Raw genomic sequence first — 19,834 nt, 5'->3', positions numbered from 1 at the left:
AATTCTGGCTACTGGTTTCTTCAGTTTTATGGTTGGAGGATGGTTCTCTGTCGGAATGTAATGTGAATAGGTGAATCATTTGTCAAACCCTTCACTGAATCCGCTTACAAAAATGACTTCGAACAGGGGTATGGCATGGCAGATGGCGAAAAATCGATATGGGTGGCAGTGGGGAGGCGCCCGTTTCGCAGAGAAGAATGAAAGTCATCCAGTACATTTTTCAGGATGAATGCCATGCCAGGGCGAACATGGCACCGTCAAAAGAACGGAAGCCCATACCCGCCAGCAGCAAGGCAGTCGGAATATTGCCATTGAGCTGCTTTTGGCCGGGAAATGGGGGGAAGGATGCACACTGTTTTTACGCGCAAAAAAGACGACAGCGTGTAACTTAATCAAGGGGATGGGAGGATGAATGCATTTGCAAACAAAAACGTTACAGGAAACAGATGAAAAATATTTATGGCATGCCATGAGGGGAGCCGCAAGTCCCGGGCAGCCCAATTTGATTATCACAAAAGCGGAAGGTGCTTGGGTAACGGACATTGAGGGTAACCGCTATTTGGACGGGATGGCCGGGTTATGGTGTGTGAATACCGGTTACGGCCGGAAAGAATTGGCGGAAGCGGCATACAAGCAGCTTCTTGAGATGCCGTACTATCCGTTATCCCAAAGCCACGTGCCTGCCATTCAGCTGGCCGAAAAATTAAACGAATGGCTTGGCGGGGATTACGTCATTTTCTTCTCTAACAGCGGTTCGGAAGCCAATGAGACGGCTTTTAAAATTGCCCGCCAATACCACCGGCAAAGAGGGGACCTGGACCGGTACAAGTTTATTTCCCGTTATCGCGCGTATCACGGCAATACGATGGGGGCGCTTGCGGCAACAGGCCAGGCACAAAGAAAGTATAAGTATGAACCGCTTGGACAGGGATTTCTTCATGTTGCACCTCCTGACACGTACCGGCATCCGGATGACGTGGAAACGCTTGAAAGTGCCAAGGAAATCGACCGTGTAATGACGTGGGAGCTAAGTGAAACGATTGCCGGTGTTATTATGGAACCGATCATTACTGGCGGAGGGATTTTACTGCCGCCTGATGGTTATATGGCGAAGGTGAAAGAGATTTGCGAAAAGCACGGTGCCCTTCTGATTTGTGATGAAGTGATCTGCGGATTCGGACGGACCGGAAAGGCATTTGGTTTTATGCACTACGGCGTGAAGCCGGACATCATTACAATGGCAAAAGGGATTACGAGCGGTTATCTCCCGCTATCAGCGACTGCTGTCAAAAGGGAAATTTACGAGGCGTATGCGGGCAGTGAAGATTATGACCGTTTCCGCCACGTCAACACATTCGGAGGAAATCCTGCAGCCTGTGCACTGGCTTTAAAGAATTTGGAATTAATGGAAAATGAAGCGTTGTTTGAACGTTCCCGCATACTGGGTGAACGGCTGCTAGAAGCGCTAATAAGCCTGAAGGATCATCCAAATGTAGGGGATGTCCGCGGAAAAGGATTGCTGATTGGCATTGAGCTGGTGGAAAATAAACAAACAAAGGAACCGGCTGCAGTCGAAAAACTGAATAAAGTGATAAGCACCTGCAAAGAAAAAGGCCTGTTAATTGGCAAGAACGGTGATACTGTTGCTGGATTTAACAATGTATTGCAGCTTTCCCCGCCGTTAAGCATAACCGATGATGACTTTCGCACGATCGTGCAAGTTTTAAAAGAAAGCATCTCCCAATTGTAAAAACGTTTCTTGTTAGAAAATGCGCTTCAAAGGAGAGAGAGGGTTTGGAGAATCAGCAACTGAAGAAGGACTTGAAAATTCGCCATATTACGATGATTTCGATCGGAGGAGTCATTGGCGCCGGCTTGTTCATGGGAAGCGGCGCCGTCATCCATTCGGCCGGCCCGGGTGCAGTCATTTCGTATGCTTTGGCAGGTTTACTTGTCATTTTTGTTATGAGAATGCTGGGGGAAATGGCATCGGTGAACCCGACAAGCGGTTCGTTTTCCACCTATGCGCGTGAAGCCATTGGCCCTTGGGCAGGATACACGATTGGCTGGCTGTACTGGTTCTTTTGGGTCATTGTCATTGCGATTGAAGCAACTGCGGGGGCAGCGAATATTCAATACTGGTTCCCGGAAATGCCATCGTGGCTTTTAAGTTTAATATTAACCGTTTTATTAACGCTCACAAATGTATATTCCGTTAAATCGTACGGTGAATTCGAATATTGGTTTTCAATCATTAAAGTGGCCACCATTGTTTTATTCCTGCTGCTCGGCCTCTCCGTTATTTTCGGCATCGTTCCGGGCGTCCAATCCCCAGGACTTTCCAACTTAACAGGGAATGGCGGTTTTATGCCAAATGGCTTTGGTAGCGTCTTATTGGGCATTACGGTTGTCATCTTTTCTTTTATGGGGACCGAAATTGTGGCGGTGGCGGCGGGGGAATCCTCCGAACCGGAAAGGGCAGTCAGAACGGCTACCAACAGTGTCATTTGGCGGATTCTGATCTTTTATGTCGGTTCGATTGCGATTGTAGCCACCTTGCTTCCGTGGAACTCGGCGAATATTTTAAAGAGCCCGTTCGTCGCCGTTCTTGAACATGTCGGCATTCCAGCAGCGGCTCAGATTATGAATTTCATTGTGCTGACCGCCGTACTTTCCTGTTTGAATTCTGGTTTATATACAAATTCACGGATGCTGTACGGGATGGCAAAAGCCGGCGATGCCCCGAAAATTTTTCTGAAGTTAAATAAAAACGGGGTACCGGTTTATGCCGTTTTGTGCGGGACGGTTTTCGCTTATGTCGGGGTTATTTTTAATTATATTTCCCCGGATAAAGTATTCTTGTTTTTAGTAAATAGTTCAGGCGGGATCGCTTTATTGGTTTACCTTGTTATTGCCTTTTCCCATTTGCGCATGCGCCGGACGGTGGAAAAAACGAATCCGGATGCCTTGAAGGTGAAAATGTGGCTGTATCCGTATTTAACTTATGTCACCATTTTGGGCATTGTTGCGGTTTTAGTCGCGATGATCTTTATCGACTCATTGCGCTCGCAAGTATTGCTGACTTTGCTTATTGCCGTTCTCGTGGTCGGCTCGTATTTCCTTTTGCATCCTAAAAAAACAAATGTGCTGCCACTGGATAGTGAGGATTCAAGTATAAAATCTTAAGCACCGCAAAAAGCACCGCCTCTTTTAAAAAGGCGGTGCCCATTTTCCAGCTGTTAATCTGAAGCCGGTTTTGTTTGCATGGTTTTCTTTCTGTTTTCCTTTTTGGCGCCTGGTTTAAATGTATCTGCCCGTTTCACAAAAAGGGACATGATCAATACGACAATATTAATCGCGAGCGCGACGTAGAAAGAATATTGGATGCCGGCCAGCAACGCTTTTTGTCCTAAGGCGGCTTTATCAGCTGCTGTAAAGTGAAGCGGATTGATCCCGGACATCAGGTCTTCCGCTTTCGATTTTGTGACAGCATTCATGATCGTGACAAAAACGGCTGTTCCGATTGACCCGGAAACTTGCTGTGCCGTATTATTAACCGCCGTTCCGTGCGGGTTCAGCCGGGAAGGCAATTGATTCAAGCCGTTCGTCATAATCGGCATCATCACCATCGACATCCCGAACATCCGGAGCGTGTAAACCAGAATAATATAGGTGTAGCTCGAGTCAATTTGCAAATTCGCCAGCATATAGGTGGAAACAGCTGTGATGGAAAGCCCCGTGACAGCCAGCACGCGGGGGCCGAATTGATCAAACAGCTTTCCGGTGATCGGCGACATAATCCCCATGACAATTGCGCCCGGCAGCATCATTAAGCCGGAGTCAAGCGGAGAGATGCCCCGTACGTTTTGCACATAGGCAGGTGTTAAAATCATGCCGGAAAACATGGCTGCCGCATTTACAATGGCAATGACAGAGGCAAGGGCAAACATCGGATATTTATACACGCGCAAATCCAATAATGGTTCATCCATCATAAACTGCCGAATAACGAAGGCGATTAAAGCCACACTGCCGGCAATCAGTGCCGTTAAAACCACCGGATCTGTCCAGCCGTCCGAACTTGCAGAACTGAATCCGTAAAGCAAACCACCAAACCCGATGGAAGACAAGACGACCGAGAGATAATCAAGCGTTGCTTTTTTATTTTGCTCCATGACGTTTTCCGCTTTCCAGATCCCCAAAACGAGACTGATAACGGCTAGTGGCAAAATCATTTCAAACAGAAAGCGCCAGTCAAAGTATTCGACAATGTAGCCGGATAACGTCGGGCCGATTGCCGGGGCTGTAATCATGACAAGGCCAAAGACTCCCATGGCTGTTCCACGTTTTTCAATCGGAAAACTAACCAGCATAATATTCATGAGCAATGGCCCCATGACAGAAGATCCTGCAGCCTGGATCATCCTTCCTGTCAGCAACAGCCCGAAGTTCGGGGCAAATGCTGCCAGCGCAGTCCCTAACGTGAAGATCAACATGGCCGTAATAAACAACTGCCGGTTTGTAAAGCGGGTCAGCAGAAAAGCAGATGCAGGAACCAGCACGCCGCTGACTAGCATATAACCTGTTGCGAGCCACTGAATGGTGGAATAATCTTTGATGTGTAAATCTGCCATGATGGAAGGCAGTGCTACATTGAGCAGCGAGTTATTGAGAAATGAAACGAAAGCGCCGATAAAAAGAACCCCGATCATGAGATAGGGCGGCTTTTTATGTTGTATTGCTGGATTCATATTATCTTTTTCCCCTTTTTGTAAGTTGTTTTTATTCCTTGCCTGAAAATGCCGGAGAAGGTTCCCTGTACAATCCTTTTTTAAGCAGTTCCATTTGGGCAAGATAATGATCGAGTGCTTCTTCGGCCGTTAATTCCCCGGCAAATGCTTGCACAAGATTATGAAAGGTGACGGCCTCCAAAATCGTGATCATATCCTGCAGTTCCCGTTCGTCATTGATGTTCAGTTTTTTTGTGTTGACGGACCGGAGCAAAGCCAAATCCTGCTTTTTCAGATCCTCTTCAAAAAAATTTTCTGCCAAAGTATTTTCAGTTTTATAATTCATATTGGAAAAAGCATTTTTGAAAAAATTGGCATTTTCCTGGTTTCGGATGTCTTGAATGGCAAATTGAAAGACCTCGGTAAAAGCCGCAAATAAATCCCCGCCCTTTTTTTGGAGAGTGGAAATAAACTGTTCTTTGCTTTTTCGTGAGAGCAAACGCAGCAAATAGTAAAACAAATCTTCCTTATCTTCAAAGTATTGGTAAAAGCTGCCTCTTGGAATGCAAGCCTCCTTTACAATGTTTGCGACAGAGGATTCGTGCAGCGGCGCTCTTGAAAATTCCTTTTTTGCAGCTTGAATCAAAGTATCCTGTTTTTCTTTCGGCAATCGGAAAAAAGTTGGCTTCGGCATGGCAGCATATTCTCCTATCTTGAAAAATTACGGCACGGGCAACTATCCTGAAAATGACACCGTGTCATAAAAGAAACAATAAGAAGATTATATATGACACCGTGTTAAGATGTCAATGAAAAAATGACACCGTGTCACTGGAAACATTTCTTAATAAAGTGCACCGGTCTCTTCGCCGCAGCTTGCCGGGACAAAATAAGGACAACCGTATCTGAAAACACAAAACAGGCTGGGGAAGTTTTAAATCCGGTCTTACCGGTCGCGAATCTGCGGGGAAATCGTCGCAGGTCCAATTATGGAAACACAGGCTGGTGCCCGTCCCAGTTTTTACTATATAAAGTGAACGGAAAAAGGCTATTCTGTTGCCTGCAAAAATAATCGTCCTGAAGTATAACGAAATATTGCCTGCTGTAAGCTATCATACAATGAATGGTTTGGCGCTCATCAGAATTTTTCCTTCATTAAAAATAAAATTTCAAAGGCCGAAATGGAAAAAATCGGTGATTGTTTAGACAAAATTAGAGAAAGCAAATCCGAACTCGGCATTTCCAATGTGATTGACCCGATCCATACGCCGGAAGCCAAAAGTTCCCTTTTATCAAAAGACGGCACCACGCTTATGGTCAGCTTCAAGCTGGATAAAAAAGGGAAAGAAATCGATGACATCCAAAAACAGTTTGATGCCAGGCTGAAACATTCGCCTGTCGATTATTATTTGAGCGGGGAAGATTTTATTAACAATGACTATTTGAAGGCCTCCCAAGCCGGTGTGGAGCGGAGCGCAGCATTAACGGTCATTTTTATTCTCGTTGTGCTGGTGATTGTGTTCCGCTCCGTTGTGACCCCGCTCGTCTCGTTGGCGGCTGTCGCTTTTTCCTATTTGTGTTCAATGGGGATTGCCGCCCAGCTTATCGACAAAGCCGGATTTCCGGTGACAAGCTTGACGCAGATGCTGCTTGTGCTGATTTTATTTGGAATTGGAACCGATTATAATATCCTGCTTTTTAACCGGTTCAGGGAAGAGTTGTCCCACGGGAACCCGATTGATGAAGCGATTGTCCGCACATACCGGACGGCGGGAAAAACGATCGCCTATAGTATTGTGACCGTTTTTATCGCATTTCTGGCGCTTATATTTTCCGAATCGCCGATATATCGGTCAGGTGTCGTTGTGGTGATCGGGGTAACGATCCTTTTGCTTGAAATTTTAACCCTAACTCCTTTCATCATGAAAGTCCTTGGTACAAAGCTGTTCTGGCCGTCGAAAAATGCAAGCGGGCATAAGCCGAACCGGTACTGGGGAAAAGCTTCTTTCATCGCCGTAAAACATCCGATTATTACAGTCACACTCATTCTTTTGATCATTGCCCCAGCATTGATCTTTCACCAGGAGAAGCTGAATTTTGATACGGTTGGAGAACTTGGCAATAAATATCCTTCTTCCAAAGCGATCAACCTTGTTGCTGAACATTTCGGGAAAGGGCAGTCCATGCCTGCGGAGGTTGTGATTGAGAACGGAAAAGCAATGGATAACAACGCATCCATGGCTGTCATTGACAATATTACACAAAGGCTGAAAAAAATAGACGGTGTCGGGAAAGTTTCTTCGGTTACGCGGCCTGAAGGAAAGAAAATGGAGGACTTTTACATCGACAAGCAGATGATTACGGTAACGGACGGCTTGTCGCAAACGCAGGACGGGGTTGACCAAATCAATGCTGGATTAAAGACAGCCCAGGAGAAACTCGGATCCGCCGATTTTTCGAAAGTGAACGACATGGTAGATGGAACCGCCAAACTTGAAAATGGAATGGCCGCTCTCACCACCGGGCTCGAAAAAATTCAAAACGGCATTGGCAATGGGTCCGGCCAGCCGGAAACACTGGCAAACGGCATCGCTACCATTGAAAAAAATCTTTCCCAAATGAGCAGCGGGGTCAGCACATTGTCAGCAAATTACGGGAAAATGCAGGCCGGCTATGCTGAAATGGGCAAAAATTATCAGCAGGCTGCACAAGCACTGCTCGGTGTAAAAAGTGCGATTGCGCAAATGCAGACGCTCGTGACGGCGCTCGGGCAAAGTACGCCAAGTGTGCAGAGCGACCGGAACTATTTGGCGCTGAAGCAAATGACAAACCAGCTCTCATCATCCCTCAAGCAAATCACGCCGGAAGGGATCAACACGCTGAACAGCAATTACGACAAGACGACAGCCGGGTTCAAGACAGCGAACGACAATCTATCCAAGATGGCTGGCGGGCTTTCGCAAATGGCAGACGGGCTCAAGAAAACCGAAAGCGGGATTGGCCAGGCGTCTGATGGCATCGGCAAAATAGTAACCAATATGAACGATGTGACAAAGGGGCTGGGCCAGATGAAATCGGGCCAGCAGCAACTCGCTTCCGGCCTTAGCGGTTTTAAACAGTTCGGCGATAAGTTGTCGGATGTTAACCGCGGATTAAAGCAAATTTTAGACGGCCTTGGCAAAACAAATGACTATCTGGCACAGCTGAAAACGGAAAAAACATTCCATATTCCGAAAGAAGCGCTCGCCGACAAAGATTTTAAAAAAGCAATGGACACGTATATGTCGGATGACAGAAAAGTGACGAAACTGACTGTCGTGTTGAGCAACGATCCTTATTCAAATCAATCATTGGATACCATTGATAAGATCAATAAAACGGTTGTCACCGGGCTGAAAGGAACTGTGCTTTCAAAAGCCGACAGCGGGACAGCCGGAACGAGTGCAACGACCAACGACATGAACCATATTCTGTCAAGGGACCTTGCCAAATCAACCGTGATCGTGACCATCAGCGTGCTGCTTGTGCTTCTGTTGGTTATACGGTCTTTCTGGCCGCCGGTTTTCATTACGGCATCCCTTGTCGGTGCCTATTATACAGCCATGTTTGTCATCAACTCTATTTTTCTTGGCATGCTGGGCTATGAAGGCATTTCTTCGTTTGTGCCGTTCTTTTCCTTTATCATCATCGTCTCGCTTGGTGTAGATTACAGCATTTTCCTGATGATGCGCTATAAGGAATACCCGCAGCTTGACCCGAGGGAAGCGATTATACTCGCTTCGAGACATACAGGCGGTGTCATTATTTCCGCGGTCGTTATTTTAGGCGGCACATTTGCCACGCTGATGCCTTCAGGAATGCTGCTGCTGGCTGAATTGGCAATCGCCGTCATTACCGGCCTTGTCGTGCTTTGCTTTATCCTATTGCCATTCTTTCTGCCAGGCATGATCGCCTTGCCGGAAGCCTTGGAAAAAATATTTTCGGACAAAAAGAAAGAAAACTTGGAGCTGGAGAAAGAATCATCCAAGCGATAATGAAAAAAGCAGCCGCTTATCCAAATTGGGAAAGGGCTGCTTTTTTTGCTGGCACGGTTTTAGATCGAGGCGGAGGAAGCAGGTAACCTTTTAGCTAAAGTACGGTAAAGAGATGGTAAGTGAGCAAACAGGCCAACTATTTTTTTGAAAAGTGAGCATAAAACGAGTATAGGTGAAGGAGCGGGCGCAAAAACTGGTGTTTCTTAACGTAGAACGGGTCTAAGTGAAGGAAGCGCGGAAAAAACGCGTTGTTTCTTAACGTAGGATGCGTCTAAGTGAAGGAAGCGAGCGAAAAATCTGGTGTACCTTAACGTAGAAGGGGTCTACGTTAAGGAAGCGGGCGAAATTCCGACAAACAATGTACGTAAACGCCCATATCACAAAAAATACATGCCAGCGGAAGAATAAAAATCCCGTCGTAAATCAGGATAGACCGCTTCGAAGTGCCTAACCCCGTGAAAGATGCCATTTTAGCATGTATCAATTTCCGGGGTTCCTCTATACTAAACGTAAAAGCATTTTAGAAAGAAGGGGCAAGCATGAACTATTTTGCGGGTTTGCTGATTGTCTGTGCGCTCGTGCTCGGCAATGCGGGGTGCTCCGCAAAAGATGGCAAACAAAGCCGGGAAGCTGCAGCAATCAATACGGTTGCGCATTCTGGCTGCACGGCAAAGCAAAAAGCGGAACAGACCAAAATGGGGGTTGCCTGGTACCGGACATCCGGGGAAGCAAAAGCGCTCTATTATCAAGGATACAATATCGGAAAACAGCGTATTGAGGAGAGCCTGAAAACCAAGGTAAAAAAGAAGCGGGCCATCGTGCTGGATCTCGATGAAACGGTGCTGGATAACGGGCCGTACTTATCTTATATGGTAGAAAAAGGCATTTCGTTTGGCAGCGGCTGGGGAGCATGGGTGAAAAAAGCAAAAGCAAAACCGCTCCCGGGGGCGCTTTCCTTTTTAAAATATGCCGACAAAAAAGGAATCGATATTTATTACATTTCAAACCGGGACGAAAAATATATGGATGCCACCCTTCGCAACTTGAAAAAAGAAGGGATCCCGCAGGCCGTCCGTTCCCATGTGCTGTTGCAAATAGGAACAAGCAGCAAAGAAGCACGCCGACAAACCGTTGAAAAGAATTATGAAATCATTGCCTTGTTCGGTGATAATCTGGGTGACTTTTTTAAGACATTTGACGGAAAAGGAAACAAGGCGCGCAGCCTGGAAGCAGACCGTTTCCGCCATGCATTTGGCCGCAAATTTATCGTATTCCCGAATCCGGTTTACGGGGATTGGGAGCATGAATTGCCATGTGGTTCATAAACGCAAAAAAATTCCGGAGTTCTCCGGAATTTTTATATGCACTATGTATGGCGGAGAAGGTGGGATTTGAACCCACGCGACGGTCACCCGCCCTAACGCATTTCGAGTGCGTCCCCTTCAGCCGCTTGGGTACTTCTCCATATGGAAAAAAGAAAGATGCTGGTGAGAGGACTCGAACCTCCGACCCCTTCATTACGAGTGAAGTGCACTACCAACTGTGCTACACCAGCATGGAATCAATCAGGACAATGTAAATTATATTATAATAAAATCCGGATTGCAAGAGGAAATTTAAAAAAAGTGTTGTAATGTTTTTCCGGCATGTTTCCGGTAAAATAAGAGAAAAGATGTTTCCGGGGGAGGAAAGGATATGGATTTTTTAAAAGCCTCAACGCTGGAGGAAAAACTGGACCTAATTCAAACGCTTGCCGGCCCGTTTTCCGAAAGGGCGGCTGCCAATGACTTGGAAGGACGGTTTGCTTTTGAAAATATTCAAGATTTAAAAGAAACAGGCTATACAAAGCTGACTGTGCCGCAAAACTACGGTGGGGGCGGCATTTCGCTGTATGAGCTTGTCCGCCTGCAAGAGGCCATCGCGGTTGCGGACGGGTCGACTGCCCTTTCCATCGGGTGGCATATGGGGATTTTAATGCATTTGTCCGAAACAAGAACATGGAACGGGCAATTGTTTGAACGCATTTGCCGTGCGGCAGCAGGGAAGGCCGCCCTCATCAACACTTGCGCAACCGAAGCGCAAACGGGCAGCCCGACGCGCGGTGGCATGCCGGAAACAACGGCAACGGAAAAGAACGGCGAATGGGTGTTAAACGGGAGAAAAACATTTGCCACCATGTCTCCGGTGCTCGACTTTTTTATCATTACCGCAACGATTCCGAAAAAAGAAGCGGTTGGCAGTTTTGTCGTTCCGCGGGAGACGGCTGGCCTTTCCGTCGTCGAAACATGGGACAGCATTGCTTTAAGGGCAACCGGCAGCCATGATGTTGTGCTGGAAAACGTCAAAGTCCCGCTTGCGAACCTGGCGGAGATCCAGACGAAAAAGAAAGAGCCGGCCGGTTATCTGCTCCATATCCCTGCCTGTTATTTAGGCATTGCCGAGGCAGCGAAACGGGAAGCGGCCCGCTTTGCTAAATCGTATACGCCGAACAGCCTGAACCATCCGCTTGCGGAACTGCCGGCTATCCGCCAGAAATTCGGTGAAATCGAGCTGAAATTGATGCAGGCGCGGCATTTTCTGTATTCAGTTGCGAAAATGTGGGATGAAGCCGGAGCAGAACAAAGAAAAGAGATGGGTCCGGAACTTGGGGCGGCGAAAATGGCGGTTACGAATCATGCGATAGAAGCAGTTGATTTAGCGATGCGAATCGTAGGTGCCAGAAGCCTGTCCGAAAAAAGCCCGCTGCAGCGCTATTACCGTGATGTCCGCGCCGGGCTCCACAACCCACCGATGGATGATGCCGTCCTTATGCAGCTCGGCGCGCGCGTGTAAAATCAAAAAGCACCCGATGGTCTAAGCAGCCGGGAAAAAAGGGGGGGCGCAAAGCAGCAAAGCGCCGCCGCTTTTTTTCGTCCCGCTTTGTCGCTGTCGCTAAAAAGCGGCAACTGCTGATATTGCACTGTTGCCGCTCCATGGCTCGCTTACGTTCTATGATGTACGGGTAAGCCCGTACGTTTTCATCCAGCCATTTTTCAAGGATTTTCCTGATAGTTTCCGGGGTGGTTTTCGGCTTGCGGGTGTAAGACAGCAGGCCGTTTGTTTCCTGCTCGACATCTGCAAGCTGCGTATAACAAAAGCCTCCTCCTTATCAAAACGTATTATAATAAAAATTTGGAAATAATTTATTGGGGAGGTATTTTTTATGAGAAAAATCTATGAATTCATGAGTAGAGATGAGAAGAAGAAGGCTATATCTTTGCTTACTAAAGATATAGATGAGCTAAAGAAGGAACAAAAACTAGAAGATGAAAAGGGATATCCCCGAGTAATAAAAGACGCAATAGAAGAAACAATCCAAAGGTACATAAAAGATATGGAGTGCTTAAAAGATGATTTAAAAAAAGAAGAGAAAAAATCTTAAATCAATTATTACAGCAGTGGATCGCATTGGAATGGTAAATGATTGTACTGAGGCTGTATTATTTAAGGCTTGCTGAATAAGTAAAATTCCTAGATTTGGCAAGAGTGCTGACAGCATTGGCAACAATTTAAATGCAAGGGTTTTACAACAAATCCAGGGAAAAGCTTGCACTCGAAAGCCGATTCAACGTACTGAGAAGACAAAATCACGCATTCTCACATATATTTTGCGACTGAGCTTGCAGACAAATTGGGTACAAACTCAGAATCGGATTCGTTCAGCAAGCACTATTTAGAAATGGAATATTACCAGTAAAAATTTTAGTAAAAATGTTGCCTTTTTTTACTTCTGCGTGTAAGATGGAATTGAAGAAAACGTTTGCAATCTTTTTATTCTATTCTATTACACTTAGGGGGGAACGAACATGAGCAACCCAAATTTGCCTCAGGCTTTCAAGGAGTATTTCGGGACGGCGGCGGAGCGCGCTTTTTTTGCGCCGGGCCGGATTAATCTGATCGGGGAGCACACCGACTATAACGGCGGCCATGTATTCCCGTGCGCGATTACCATGGGAACGTATGCTTTGGCGAAAAAACGCGATGACCGCAACATTCGCTTTGTATCTTTGAATTTTAAAGAAAAAGGCATCATCGAATTTACGCTTGACGATCTGGCATACAACAAAGCACATGACTGGGCCAATTACCCGAAAGGCATGCTGAAATATTTGAAGGAAGCGGGGCATGAAATAGAACAGGGTTTTGACTGCCTCGTGTACGGCAATATTCCGAATGGGGCCGGCCTGTCTTCTTCCGCCTCCATTGAACTATTAACCGGCGTGATGCTTGAAAAATTGTTCAACCTGAAAGTGGAACGGCTCGGTCTTGTCAAGCTCGGGCAAAAAACGGAAAACCAATTTATCGGCGTAAACAGCGGAATCATGGACCAGTTCGCGGTCGGGATGGGCAAAAAAGACGCGGGCATTTTGCTCGACTGTGCCACACTTGCGTACGAATATGCCCCGATCAAGCTGGATCACCATAAAATTTTGATTATGAACACGAATAAACGCCGTGAACTTGCGGACTCTAAATATAATGAACGACGTGCGGAATGTGAATCGGCACTGAAACAGCTGCAAAAGAAACTCGATATCGAAACGCTCGGCGATTTGACAGAAGAAGCATTTGAAAAAAACAAGGAAATCATAGACAATGAGATTGTGAGGAAACGGGCAAAACATGCGGTTTACGAAAATGTGCGCACGCTAAAAGCACTTGACGCATTAAAACGTGGCGACCTGCCCGCTTTCGGAGAACTGATCAATGCCTCCCACCGTTCGCTGCGGGATGATTATGAAGTGACCGGCAAAGAACTCGATACGCTGGCCGAAACCGCCTGGAAGCAGGAGGGCGTGCTCGGGGCGAGAATGACGGGCGCGGGATTCGGCGGGTGCGCAATCGCAATTGTTGAAAATGACAAAGTCGATGCGTTCATCAAAAATGTCGGGGACGTCTATGAAAAAGAAATCGGCTACCGGGCGGACTTCTACACCGCAAGCATCGGTGATGGAGCAAAAGAAATGACAATGGAGGAACTTGTATGAGCATTTTAGTTTTAGGTGGAGCCGGTTATATCGGCTCGCATGCCGTATATCAACTGATCGACCAAAAATATGACGTGGTGGTGATTGACAATCTGCAAACCGGCCACCGCGCCGCAATCCATCCAAAGGCAAAATTTTACGAAGGTGATATTCGCGACCGTGCCTTTATGCAGGAAGTTTTCGGGAAAGAAAAAATTGACGCGATCATTCATTTTGCAGCCAACTCGCTTGTCGGCGAATCGATGGAACAGCCGCTGAAATATTTCGACAACAACGTATATGGCACGCAAATTGTGCTTGAAATGATGAAAGAATTCCATGTGCCGCATATTGTGTTTTCTTCGACCGCTGCAACATACGGGGAACCTGAACGCGTGCCGATTACAGAGACAATGCCGACCGTTCCGACCAACACTTACGGCGAGACAAAACTGACGATGGAAAAAATGATGAAATGGTGTGAAAAAGCGTACGGCATCAAATACGTTGCACTTCGCTATTTTAACGTAGCCGGCGCAAGATCAACCGGCGAAATCGGCGAAGACCACCATCCGGAAACGCATCTCATCCCGGTTGTATTGGAAACGGTGCTTGGAAAACGCGAGGCAATCACCATTTTCGGCGAAGACTATGATACAAAAGATGGGACATGCGTCCGCGATTACATCCATGTGGAAGACTTGATTGATGCCCACATTCTCGCGCTTCAATATTTGCAAAACGGCGGTGCAAGCGATGTGTTCAATCTTGGATCAAGTAACGGATTTTCTGTCAAAGAAATTGTGGATACCGTCCGGGAAGTGACCGGCAGAGGCTTTAACGTCAAAATCGGCGACCGCCGCGCCGGGGATCCGAGCACGCTGATCGCTTCATCCGACAAGGCAAAGCGTGTGCTCGGCTGGAATCCGAAAAAAACGGATATCCACCAGATTATCAAAGATGCATGGAACTGGCATGAAAGCCATCCAAACGGTTACGACGACAGAAGGTGAAACCAGTGGCAATTTTTGAAACGGTCGAGCAGCTTGTAAACAAGGCTGTCCGTGCCGGGTTAATCGGGGAAGAAGACCGGGTGTATGCGAGAAACCAGGTGCTGTCACTTTTGCATCTGGATGAATTTCATGAACCGGAAGAAGGCGGGGCGGATCAGGATATTCCTGATCTCCTCCGCATCCTTGTCCGTTACGCGTGCGAAAAAGGCATCATTCAGGATGTATTGGATGAGAAAGACATTTTTGCAAGCCACATCATGAATGTGTTTACGCCGCGCCCGTCAACGGTAAACCATATTTTCCGGGAAAAATATGCGGAAAGCCCGGCTGAAGCGACCGATTATTTTTACGCATTAAGCAAACACAGCAATTATATCCAAACGAAGCAGATTGCGAAAAACATTGTATACAAGACGCCAACGGAATACGGCGATCTTGACATTACCATCAATCTTTCAAAACCGGAAAAAGACCCGAAGTCAATTGCCAGGGAAAAAAACGCCAAAAAAGGCCATTACCCGAAATGCCTGCTTTGTATGGAAAACGAGGGATATGCCGGCAGAACGGGGCATCCGGCACGGTCGAACCACCGGCTTATCCGCCTTACCCTCGGCGGCGAGCCGTGGTATTTGCAATATTCACCGTATGTATATTACAACGAACATTGCATCGTGCTGTCGGAAACGCACCGTGATATGAAAATCGACAAAGCGGCTTTTCAAAGATTGCTTGAATTTGTCGGGAGGTTCCCGCATTATTTCCTTGGTTCAAATGCCGATCTGCCGATTGTCGGCGGTTCGATTTTGTCGCACGACCATTATCAGGGCGGGCGTTATGAATTTGCGATGGCAAAAGCGGCTGACGACTGGCAGTTTGAAATGAAGGCATTTCCGGATGTGGAAGCCGCCGTTATCAAATGGCCAATGTCGGTCATCCGGCTGCGAAGTGCAGAGGCGGCACGGCTTACAGAGGCCGCGGATCATATTTTGCAAATCTGGAAACAGTACAGCGATCCTTCCGCCGACATTCTCGCGGAAACAAACGGGACGCCGCATAACACGATTACGCCGATCGCAAGAAAACGCGCGGGCCGGTTTGAACTTGATCTTGTGCTCCGCAACAACCGGACAAGCGAAACCCATCCGCTTGGCATTTTCCACCCGCACGCCGAGGTCCATCATATTAAAAAAGAAAATATCGGGCTGATTGAAGTGATGGGGCTTGCGGTTCTGCCGGCACGGCTGAAAAATGAGCTGGCCGAAGTGGAGAAATATTTGCTCGGGCAGCCGAACGCCATTGCCGCCTACCATCTTGACTGGGCAAACGGTTTAAAGAAAAAATACGAAGGCACGGTGGCAGCGGAAAACGTGGAAGGCATCGTCCGCAACGAAGTGGGCAAAGTCTTCTTGCAAGTTTTGCAGCACGCCGGCGTCTTTAAACGGGACGAAAGAGGAAAACAGGCATTCCGGAATTTTTTGCGTAAGTTGTAGGCGGTCCGTTCCAACCTTTTTTTGCGCATGTTCACGGTGAAAGGGTGCGGGCTGCTAAACGCCTTCCGGAATGTACCGCGCACACCAAACAGCAGGCCGGTTTTTTACGTGGCTTTCAGGCCGGCTGCGGATTCCGGAAGCGATTGGCGCGGCCGCGGGGAACAGGAGCCGGCAACGCGTTCCAACATTTTTAGCATACGCTTTTGACGCATATAGGGGGCTGCAGATCACATTCCGTAACTTTTAGCTCAGACGGGTACACCGGGCCGTTTTATATGGCCCGCAATCTTTAACGGAAAAGGGCTGATCAAAATGGAAATAAAAAAGGCATTGTTTGGGGAATTGGAAGGGCGTCCGGTCCATGCTTATGAATTGAAAAATGACCGCGGCATATCTGTAACGGTGCTTGAATACGGTTGCATCATCAATAAGATCATCGTGCCGGACAAAAACGGCAAACCGGAAAATATCGTGCTCGGGTATGACAACCTTGACGGCTACCTCCATGGTGTTCCGTATTTCGGCGCTATCATCGGCCGTATTGCCGGCAGGATCGCCGGAGCTTCTTTTGAACTGGACGGCAAAACATACAAGCTTTCTGCCAATGAAAACCGCAACCATCTCCATGGCGGCTTCAAAGGGTTTAACGCCGTCATCTGGGACAGCACACCCATTGAACAAGACGGCGCAGTTGGTGTGAAATTTACGCATATAAGCCCGGACGGCGAAGAAGGCTATCCCGGAAATCTCGATGCCACCGTGACCTATCTTTTAACAAATGAACAAGAACTGAAGCTGTCTTATCAGGCACATACGGATAAAAAAACGATCGTCAACATGACCAATCATGCATACTTCAATTTAAGCGGCGATATGAAACGCGATGTACGCGGGCACAAATTGCAAATCCCGAGTAACCGTGTGCTTGAACTTGGCCAGGAAACGCTGCCGACAGGGAAAACTTTCGATGTCACCGGCACCGCGTTCGATTTTCGGAACGGGCGAAAAATCGAAGACGGCACGGTATCAGATCATCCGCAAAACGTCCTTGTCGGAAACGGCTATGACCACGCGTTTTTATTGCCGGAAACGGAAAAAACGATCCGCTTAAAAGACGAAGAGAGCGGGCGCGTGCTGACGGTGGAAACCGACCAGCCTTGCGTCGTCGTTTATACTTGCAATACAATGGGCAATGACGAATATGAAATCCGCGGCCGCAAGCCTTCAGATTATTTGGCGGTCTGCCTTGAGACGCAGGGTGTGCCGGATGCGATCCATCACCCTGAATACCCGTCTGTGATTCTAGAGCCGGGTGAAACATACCGTGCCCATACAAAATGGATTTTTGGTTGAAAAAGATTGAGGTGTAAGCATGGCAACGATTAAAGATATTGCAGAGAAGGCGGGTGTTTCCATTTCAACGGTTTCACGCGTGCTGAATAACGACCCGTCACTTTCCGTTAGTGACGATACGAAAAAAAGAATCTTTGAAGCGGCTGAAGCGCTTTCCTACAAGAAAAAAACAGCCCGGAAACCGGAAAAAATTAAAATTGCGCTAGTGTACTGGTATACGGAACAAGAAGAGCTGAATGATTTGTATTATTTATCGATCAGAATGGGCATTGAAGCACGCTGCAGCATGAAAAATATCCGGCTGACGAAATACGATTTGACGCATTTGGAAGAGATGGGGAAAGAGCAAATCCAGGGCATTATTGCTGTCGGGAAATTCAGCCTGGCGCAAGTGGAGAAGCTTCTCTCTGTTACCCCGAATATCGTATTTGTCGACTGCTCGCCTGACGACAACCGCTTTGATGCTGTTGTGGCCGATTTTGAAAAAGCGACAGAAAAAGTGCTCGCCTATTTTACGGAAAAAGGCCATACACAAATCGGCTTTATCGGCGGCAGGGAAAATTATAAAGATGCGTCCGCCACGATTGAGGATCCGCGCGAAACGGCGTTCAGGCGCTGGATGCAGACAGCAGGCCGCTGGAATGAAAAATGGGTATATATCGGTGCGTTTTCGACTGAAGACGGATACCAGTTGATGAACGAGGCGATCCACGAACACGGGGACGCACTTCCGACCGCTTTTTTTGCCGCCAATGATGCGATTGCGATCGGGTGCCTTAAGGCGCTTGCGGAAAACAACATCCCGGTGCCCGGCCGCGTGAGCCTTATCGGCGTCAATGACATCTCGCTGTCCAAATATGTTTTCCCGCCGCTTTCTACTGTGAAAGTGTATACGGAATTGATGGGCGAGACAGCAGTCGATACGCTGCTGGAACGTTTGGAAGGCAGAACCGTTGCAAAGAAAATTTTTATTGCCACAAAACTTGTTTGCCGCAAAAGCGGATGAGTGAGTGGGAAAGCGGGTAAAAATGATTTTGAGGCTGTCTGTTGCGATCTTGGTTTTGAAATGGTATGGCCGCGAACTTTACGGAAAGCGGAGTAAATTTTAGGGCAGATGATGCAAAGGCGTCGAAGCAGTGCAGGTCCCGGTTTCAATAATAGCGGGGGCACGAAAGAAAATGGGCGGGCTTTGCGAAAAGTAGAGTAGCGATTAAGGCAGGCTTTGCAAATGCATCGAGCAGTGCGGATCCCGGCTCCAGCCCGGTTCCAGGCTGCAGCACTTGCCTCGTGCAAAGCGGAGGCCCGCATAAAGCCGGGGCCGCATGCATATAATAGAAGCATGCACGAACGCACCGGGACGGTTTGCACACTTGCCTGCATACGTTAACGCAGCAGGGCCGGTCCCCTTTTTTGTGTTAAAGTGTGTTATACTAAACATAAGAAGGGAGTCTTTTATGATGGCATATTTTAATAACCAGAAGGAGCCGGTGCCTGAGGTGGAAACGACCGTATGGGCCTGCACAAACGATGATTGCAACGGTTTTATGCGTGAAAACTTTACTTTTGAAGAAAAGCCGCACTGCCCGCTCTGCCACTCCGATATGAAAAAAGAAGTACGCGTGCTGCCAGTTATCGGAAGTTAAAAAAACAGTTATTTTTTGTTGCCATTTTTCGGGCCTGTTGAAACCCCTGTTTTCAACGGGTTTTTTACTATCTGCGGGAATCGTTAAGCCATTTTTTGTAAAACCCGATTGCGCGCGGTCTCCAGCATACAAAAGGGGTGCCATGAAAGCACCCCTTTATCTCACTTTTTTTCTTTCCATTCGGCGAATATCTCATCCGCGATTTCTTCCAGAGATTTCACTTTGCCGTGCGGGTTTTGCGATTCTTTCCGGACTTTCCACTGTCGTTCTTCTTCGCGCTTTGATTTACTCACTTGGATCACTCCTGTTTGCCATCTGTAAATTTCGCGAATCTTTTCATATCCTTATCCGTTTCAAGCGCTGTCACAGCAAACGGTTTATAAGGCTTATGTTCACTGAACAAGCCAACCTGGTTGCTCCCATGCGCATCATTGACAACCGTTTCCGCCTCATTGTCCCGATGCGTCACCTCACGTTTGTCAGGCATAGTATTTCCACTCCTTGTTCAAAATAAAATCATGTTTTCCGCCGATCAATGTTATAATTACCTATTATGAAGCAAACG

16 protein-coding genes and 2 tRNA genes are annotated in these 19,834 nt (G+C 47.3%); 12 read left to right on the top strand and 6 right to left on the bottom strand.

Features of this window, described 5'->3' with window-relative positions:
- Positions 1-412: 412 nt before the first annotated feature.
- The gene (locus tag ABR335_RS13645; RefSeq protein ID WP_017551599.1) at positions 413-1,750 is read left to right on the top strand and encodes an aspartate aminotransferase family protein; all 1,338 of its coding nucleotides are present in this window, start codon (positions 413-415) and stop codon (positions 1,748-1,750) included.
- Between the two features lie 44 nt (positions 1,751-1,794).
- The gene (gene gabP / locus ABR335_RS13640) at positions 1,795-3,186 is read left to right on the top strand and encodes a GABA permease (protein WP_326244090.1); all 1,392 of its coding nucleotides are present in this window, start codon (positions 1,795-1,797) and stop codon (positions 3,184-3,186) included.
- Positions 3,187-3,239: 53 nt separating this feature from the next.
- Here the strand turns inward: gabP and ABR335_RS13635 are convergent, their stop codons facing one another.
- Complete coding sequence (locus ABR335_RS13635; RefSeq protein WP_014095926.1) at positions 3,240-4,751, bottom strand: DHA2 family efflux MFS transporter permease subunit; 1,512 nt, start codon at positions 4,749-4,751, stop codon at positions 3,240-3,242.
- 31 nt (positions 4,752-4,782) lie between these two features.
- Positions 4,783-5,424: a TetR/AcrR family transcriptional regulator gene (locus tag ABR335_RS13630; protein WP_350346253.1), complete on the bottom strand. Its 642-nt coding sequence runs from the start codon at positions 5,422-5,424 to the stop codon at positions 4,783-4,785.
- Between the two features lie 487 nt (positions 5,425-5,911).
- Between ABR335_RS13630 and ABR335_RS13625 the strand changes: the two genes are divergently transcribed.
- Both ABR335_RS13625 and ABR335_RS13620 read left to right on the top strand, forming a co-directional pair.
- Positions 5,912-8,764: an MMPL family transporter gene (locus ABR335_RS13625; protein WP_350346252.1), complete on the top strand. Its 2,853-nt coding sequence runs from the start codon at positions 5,912-5,914 to the stop codon at positions 8,762-8,764.
- 539 nt (positions 8,765-9,303) lie between these two features.
- Positions 9,304-10,089, top strand: a complete 786-nt coding sequence (locus ABR335_RS13620) for a 5'-nucleotidase, lipoprotein e(P4) family (protein ID WP_035182278.1) — start codon at positions 9,304-9,306, stop codon at positions 10,087-10,089.
- 48 nt (positions 10,090-10,137) lie between these two features.
- Here the strand turns inward: ABR335_RS13620 and ABR335_RS13615 are convergent.
- Together ABR335_RS13615 and ABR335_RS13610 are read right to left on the bottom strand one after the other, a co-directional pair.
- Positions 10,138-10,228 (bottom strand) — tRNA-Ser (locus ABR335_RS13615).
- 18 nt (positions 10,229-10,246) lie between these two features.
- Positions 10,247-10,319 (bottom strand) — tRNA-Thr (locus ABR335_RS13610).
- A 140-nt stretch (positions 10,320-10,459) separates the two neighbouring features.
- Here ABR335_RS13610 and ABR335_RS13605 point away from each other — a divergent pair.
- The 8 genes from ABR335_RS13605 to ABR335_RS13570 all read left to right on the top strand — a co-directional run bounded on the left by ABR335_RS13605 (position 10,460) and on the right by ABR335_RS13570 (position 19,269).
- Positions 10,460-11,596, top strand: a complete 1,137-nt coding sequence (locus tag ABR335_RS13605; RefSeq protein ID WP_035182276.1) for an acyl-CoA dehydrogenase family protein — start codon at positions 10,460-10,462, stop codon at positions 11,594-11,596.
- Between the two features lie 370 nt (positions 11,597-11,966).
- On the top strand, positions 11,967-12,185 hold the full coding sequence (locus ABR335_RS13600; protein WP_350346251.1) for a hypothetical protein: 219 nt from the start codon (positions 11,967-11,969) through the stop codon (positions 12,183-12,185).
- 424 nt (positions 12,186-12,609) lie between these two features.
- On the top strand, positions 12,610-13,791 hold the full coding sequence (locus ABR335_RS13595) for a galactokinase (protein WP_350346250.1): 1,182 nt from the start codon (positions 12,610-12,612) through the stop codon (positions 13,789-13,791).
- Positions 13,788-14,783, top strand: coding sequence for a UDP-glucose 4-epimerase GalE (galE, locus tag ABR335_RS13590; RefSeq protein WP_350346249.1), 996 nt, complete (start codon positions 13,788-13,790; stop codon positions 14,781-14,783). Before ABR335_RS13595 ends, galE begins: the two co-directional genes overlap by 4 nt.
- Positions 14,784-14,788: 5 nt before the next feature.
- Positions 14,789-16,273 (top strand): UDP-glucose--hexose-1-phosphate uridylyltransferase, encoded by a 1,485-nt coding sequence (gene galT / locus ABR335_RS13585; protein WP_035182270.1) that lies wholly within the window; start codon positions 14,789-14,791, stop codon positions 16,271-16,273.
- A gap of 312 nt (positions 16,274-16,585) precedes the next feature.
- Complete coding sequence (locus ABR335_RS13580; RefSeq protein WP_251459820.1) at positions 16,586-17,626, top strand: aldose epimerase family protein; 1,041 nt, start codon at positions 16,586-16,588, stop codon at positions 17,624-17,626.
- 19 nt (positions 17,627-17,645) lie between these two features.
- Complete coding sequence (locus tag ABR335_RS13575; RefSeq protein ID WP_014095914.1) at positions 17,646-18,632, top strand: LacI family DNA-binding transcriptional regulator; 987 nt, start codon at positions 17,646-17,648, stop codon at positions 18,630-18,632.
- Positions 18,633-19,080: 448 nt separating this feature from the next.
- Entirely contained in the window at positions 19,081-19,269 is a 189-nt protein-coding gene (locus ABR335_RS13570; RefSeq protein ID WP_014095913.1) for a cold-shock protein, read from the top strand.
- A 161-nt stretch (positions 19,270-19,430) separates the two neighbouring features.
- Here the strand turns inward: ABR335_RS13570 and ABR335_RS13565 are convergent, their stop codons facing one another.
- Entirely contained in the window at positions 19,431-19,562 is a 132-nt protein-coding gene (locus ABR335_RS13565; protein ID WP_014095912.1) for a DUF6254 family protein, read from the bottom strand.
- Positions 19,563-19,567: 5 nt separating this feature from the next.
- Positions 19,568-19,756: a hypothetical protein gene (locus tag ABR335_RS13560; protein ID WP_014095911.1), complete on the bottom strand. Its 189-nt coding sequence runs from the start codon at positions 19,754-19,756 to the stop codon at positions 19,568-19,570.
- Between the last annotated feature and the right edge of the window lie 78 nt (positions 19,757-19,834).

The sequence above is a fragment of the Heyndrickxia faecalis genome (assembly GCF_040267745.1).
Lineage (GTDB): Bacteria > Bacillota > Bacilli > Bacillales > Bacillaceae_C > Weizmannia > Weizmannia faecalis.
This window is presented reverse-complemented; position numbering and strand designations above follow the sequence as displayed.

Coding starts and splice junctions, on each gene's coding strand:
- ABR335_RS13645 (WP_017551599.1), top strand. CDS start 413: ATGCATTTGCAAACAAAAACGTTACAGGAAACAGATGAAAAATATTTA.
- ABR335_RS13635 (WP_014095926.1), bottom strand. CDS start 4,751: ATGAATCCAGCAATACAACATAAAAAGCCGCCCTATCTCATGATCGGG.
- ABR335_RS13630 (WP_350346253.1), bottom strand. CDS start 5,424: ATGCCGAAGCCAACTTTTTTCCGATTGCCGAAAGAAAAACAGGATACT.
- ABR335_RS13625 (WP_350346252.1), top strand. CDS start 5,912: ATGGAAAAAATCGGTGATTGTTTAGACAAAATTAGAGAAAGCAAATCC.
- ABR335_RS13620 (WP_035182278.1), top strand. CDS start 9,304: ATGAACTATTTTGCGGGTTTGCTGATTGTCTGTGCGCTCGTGCTCGGC.
- ABR335_RS13605 (WP_035182276.1), top strand. CDS start 10,460: ATGGATTTTTTAAAAGCCTCAACGCTGGAGGAAAAACTGGACCTAATT.
- ABR335_RS13600 (WP_350346251.1), top strand. CDS start 11,967: ATGAGAAAAATCTATGAATTCATGAGTAGAGATGAGAAGAAGAAGGCT.
- ABR335_RS13595 (WP_350346250.1), top strand. CDS start 12,610: ATGAGCAACCCAAATTTGCCTCAGGCTTTCAAGGAGTATTTCGGGACG.
- galE (WP_350346249.1), top strand. CDS start 13,788: ATGAGCATTTTAGTTTTAGGTGGAGCCGGTTATATCGGCTCGCATGCC.
- ABR335_RS13580 (WP_251459820.1), top strand. CDS start 16,586: ATGGAAATAAAAAAGGCATTGTTTGGGGAATTGGAAGGGCGTCCGGTC.
- ABR335_RS13575 (WP_014095914.1), top strand. CDS start 17,646: ATGGCAACGATTAAAGATATTGCAGAGAAGGCGGGTGTTTCCATTTCA.
- ABR335_RS13570 (WP_014095913.1), top strand. CDS start 19,081: ATGATGGCATATTTTAATAACCAGAAGGAGCCGGTGCCTGAGGTGGAA.
- ABR335_RS13560 (WP_014095911.1), bottom strand. CDS start 19,756: ATGCCTGACAAACGTGAGGTGACGCATCGGGACAATGAGGCGGAAACG.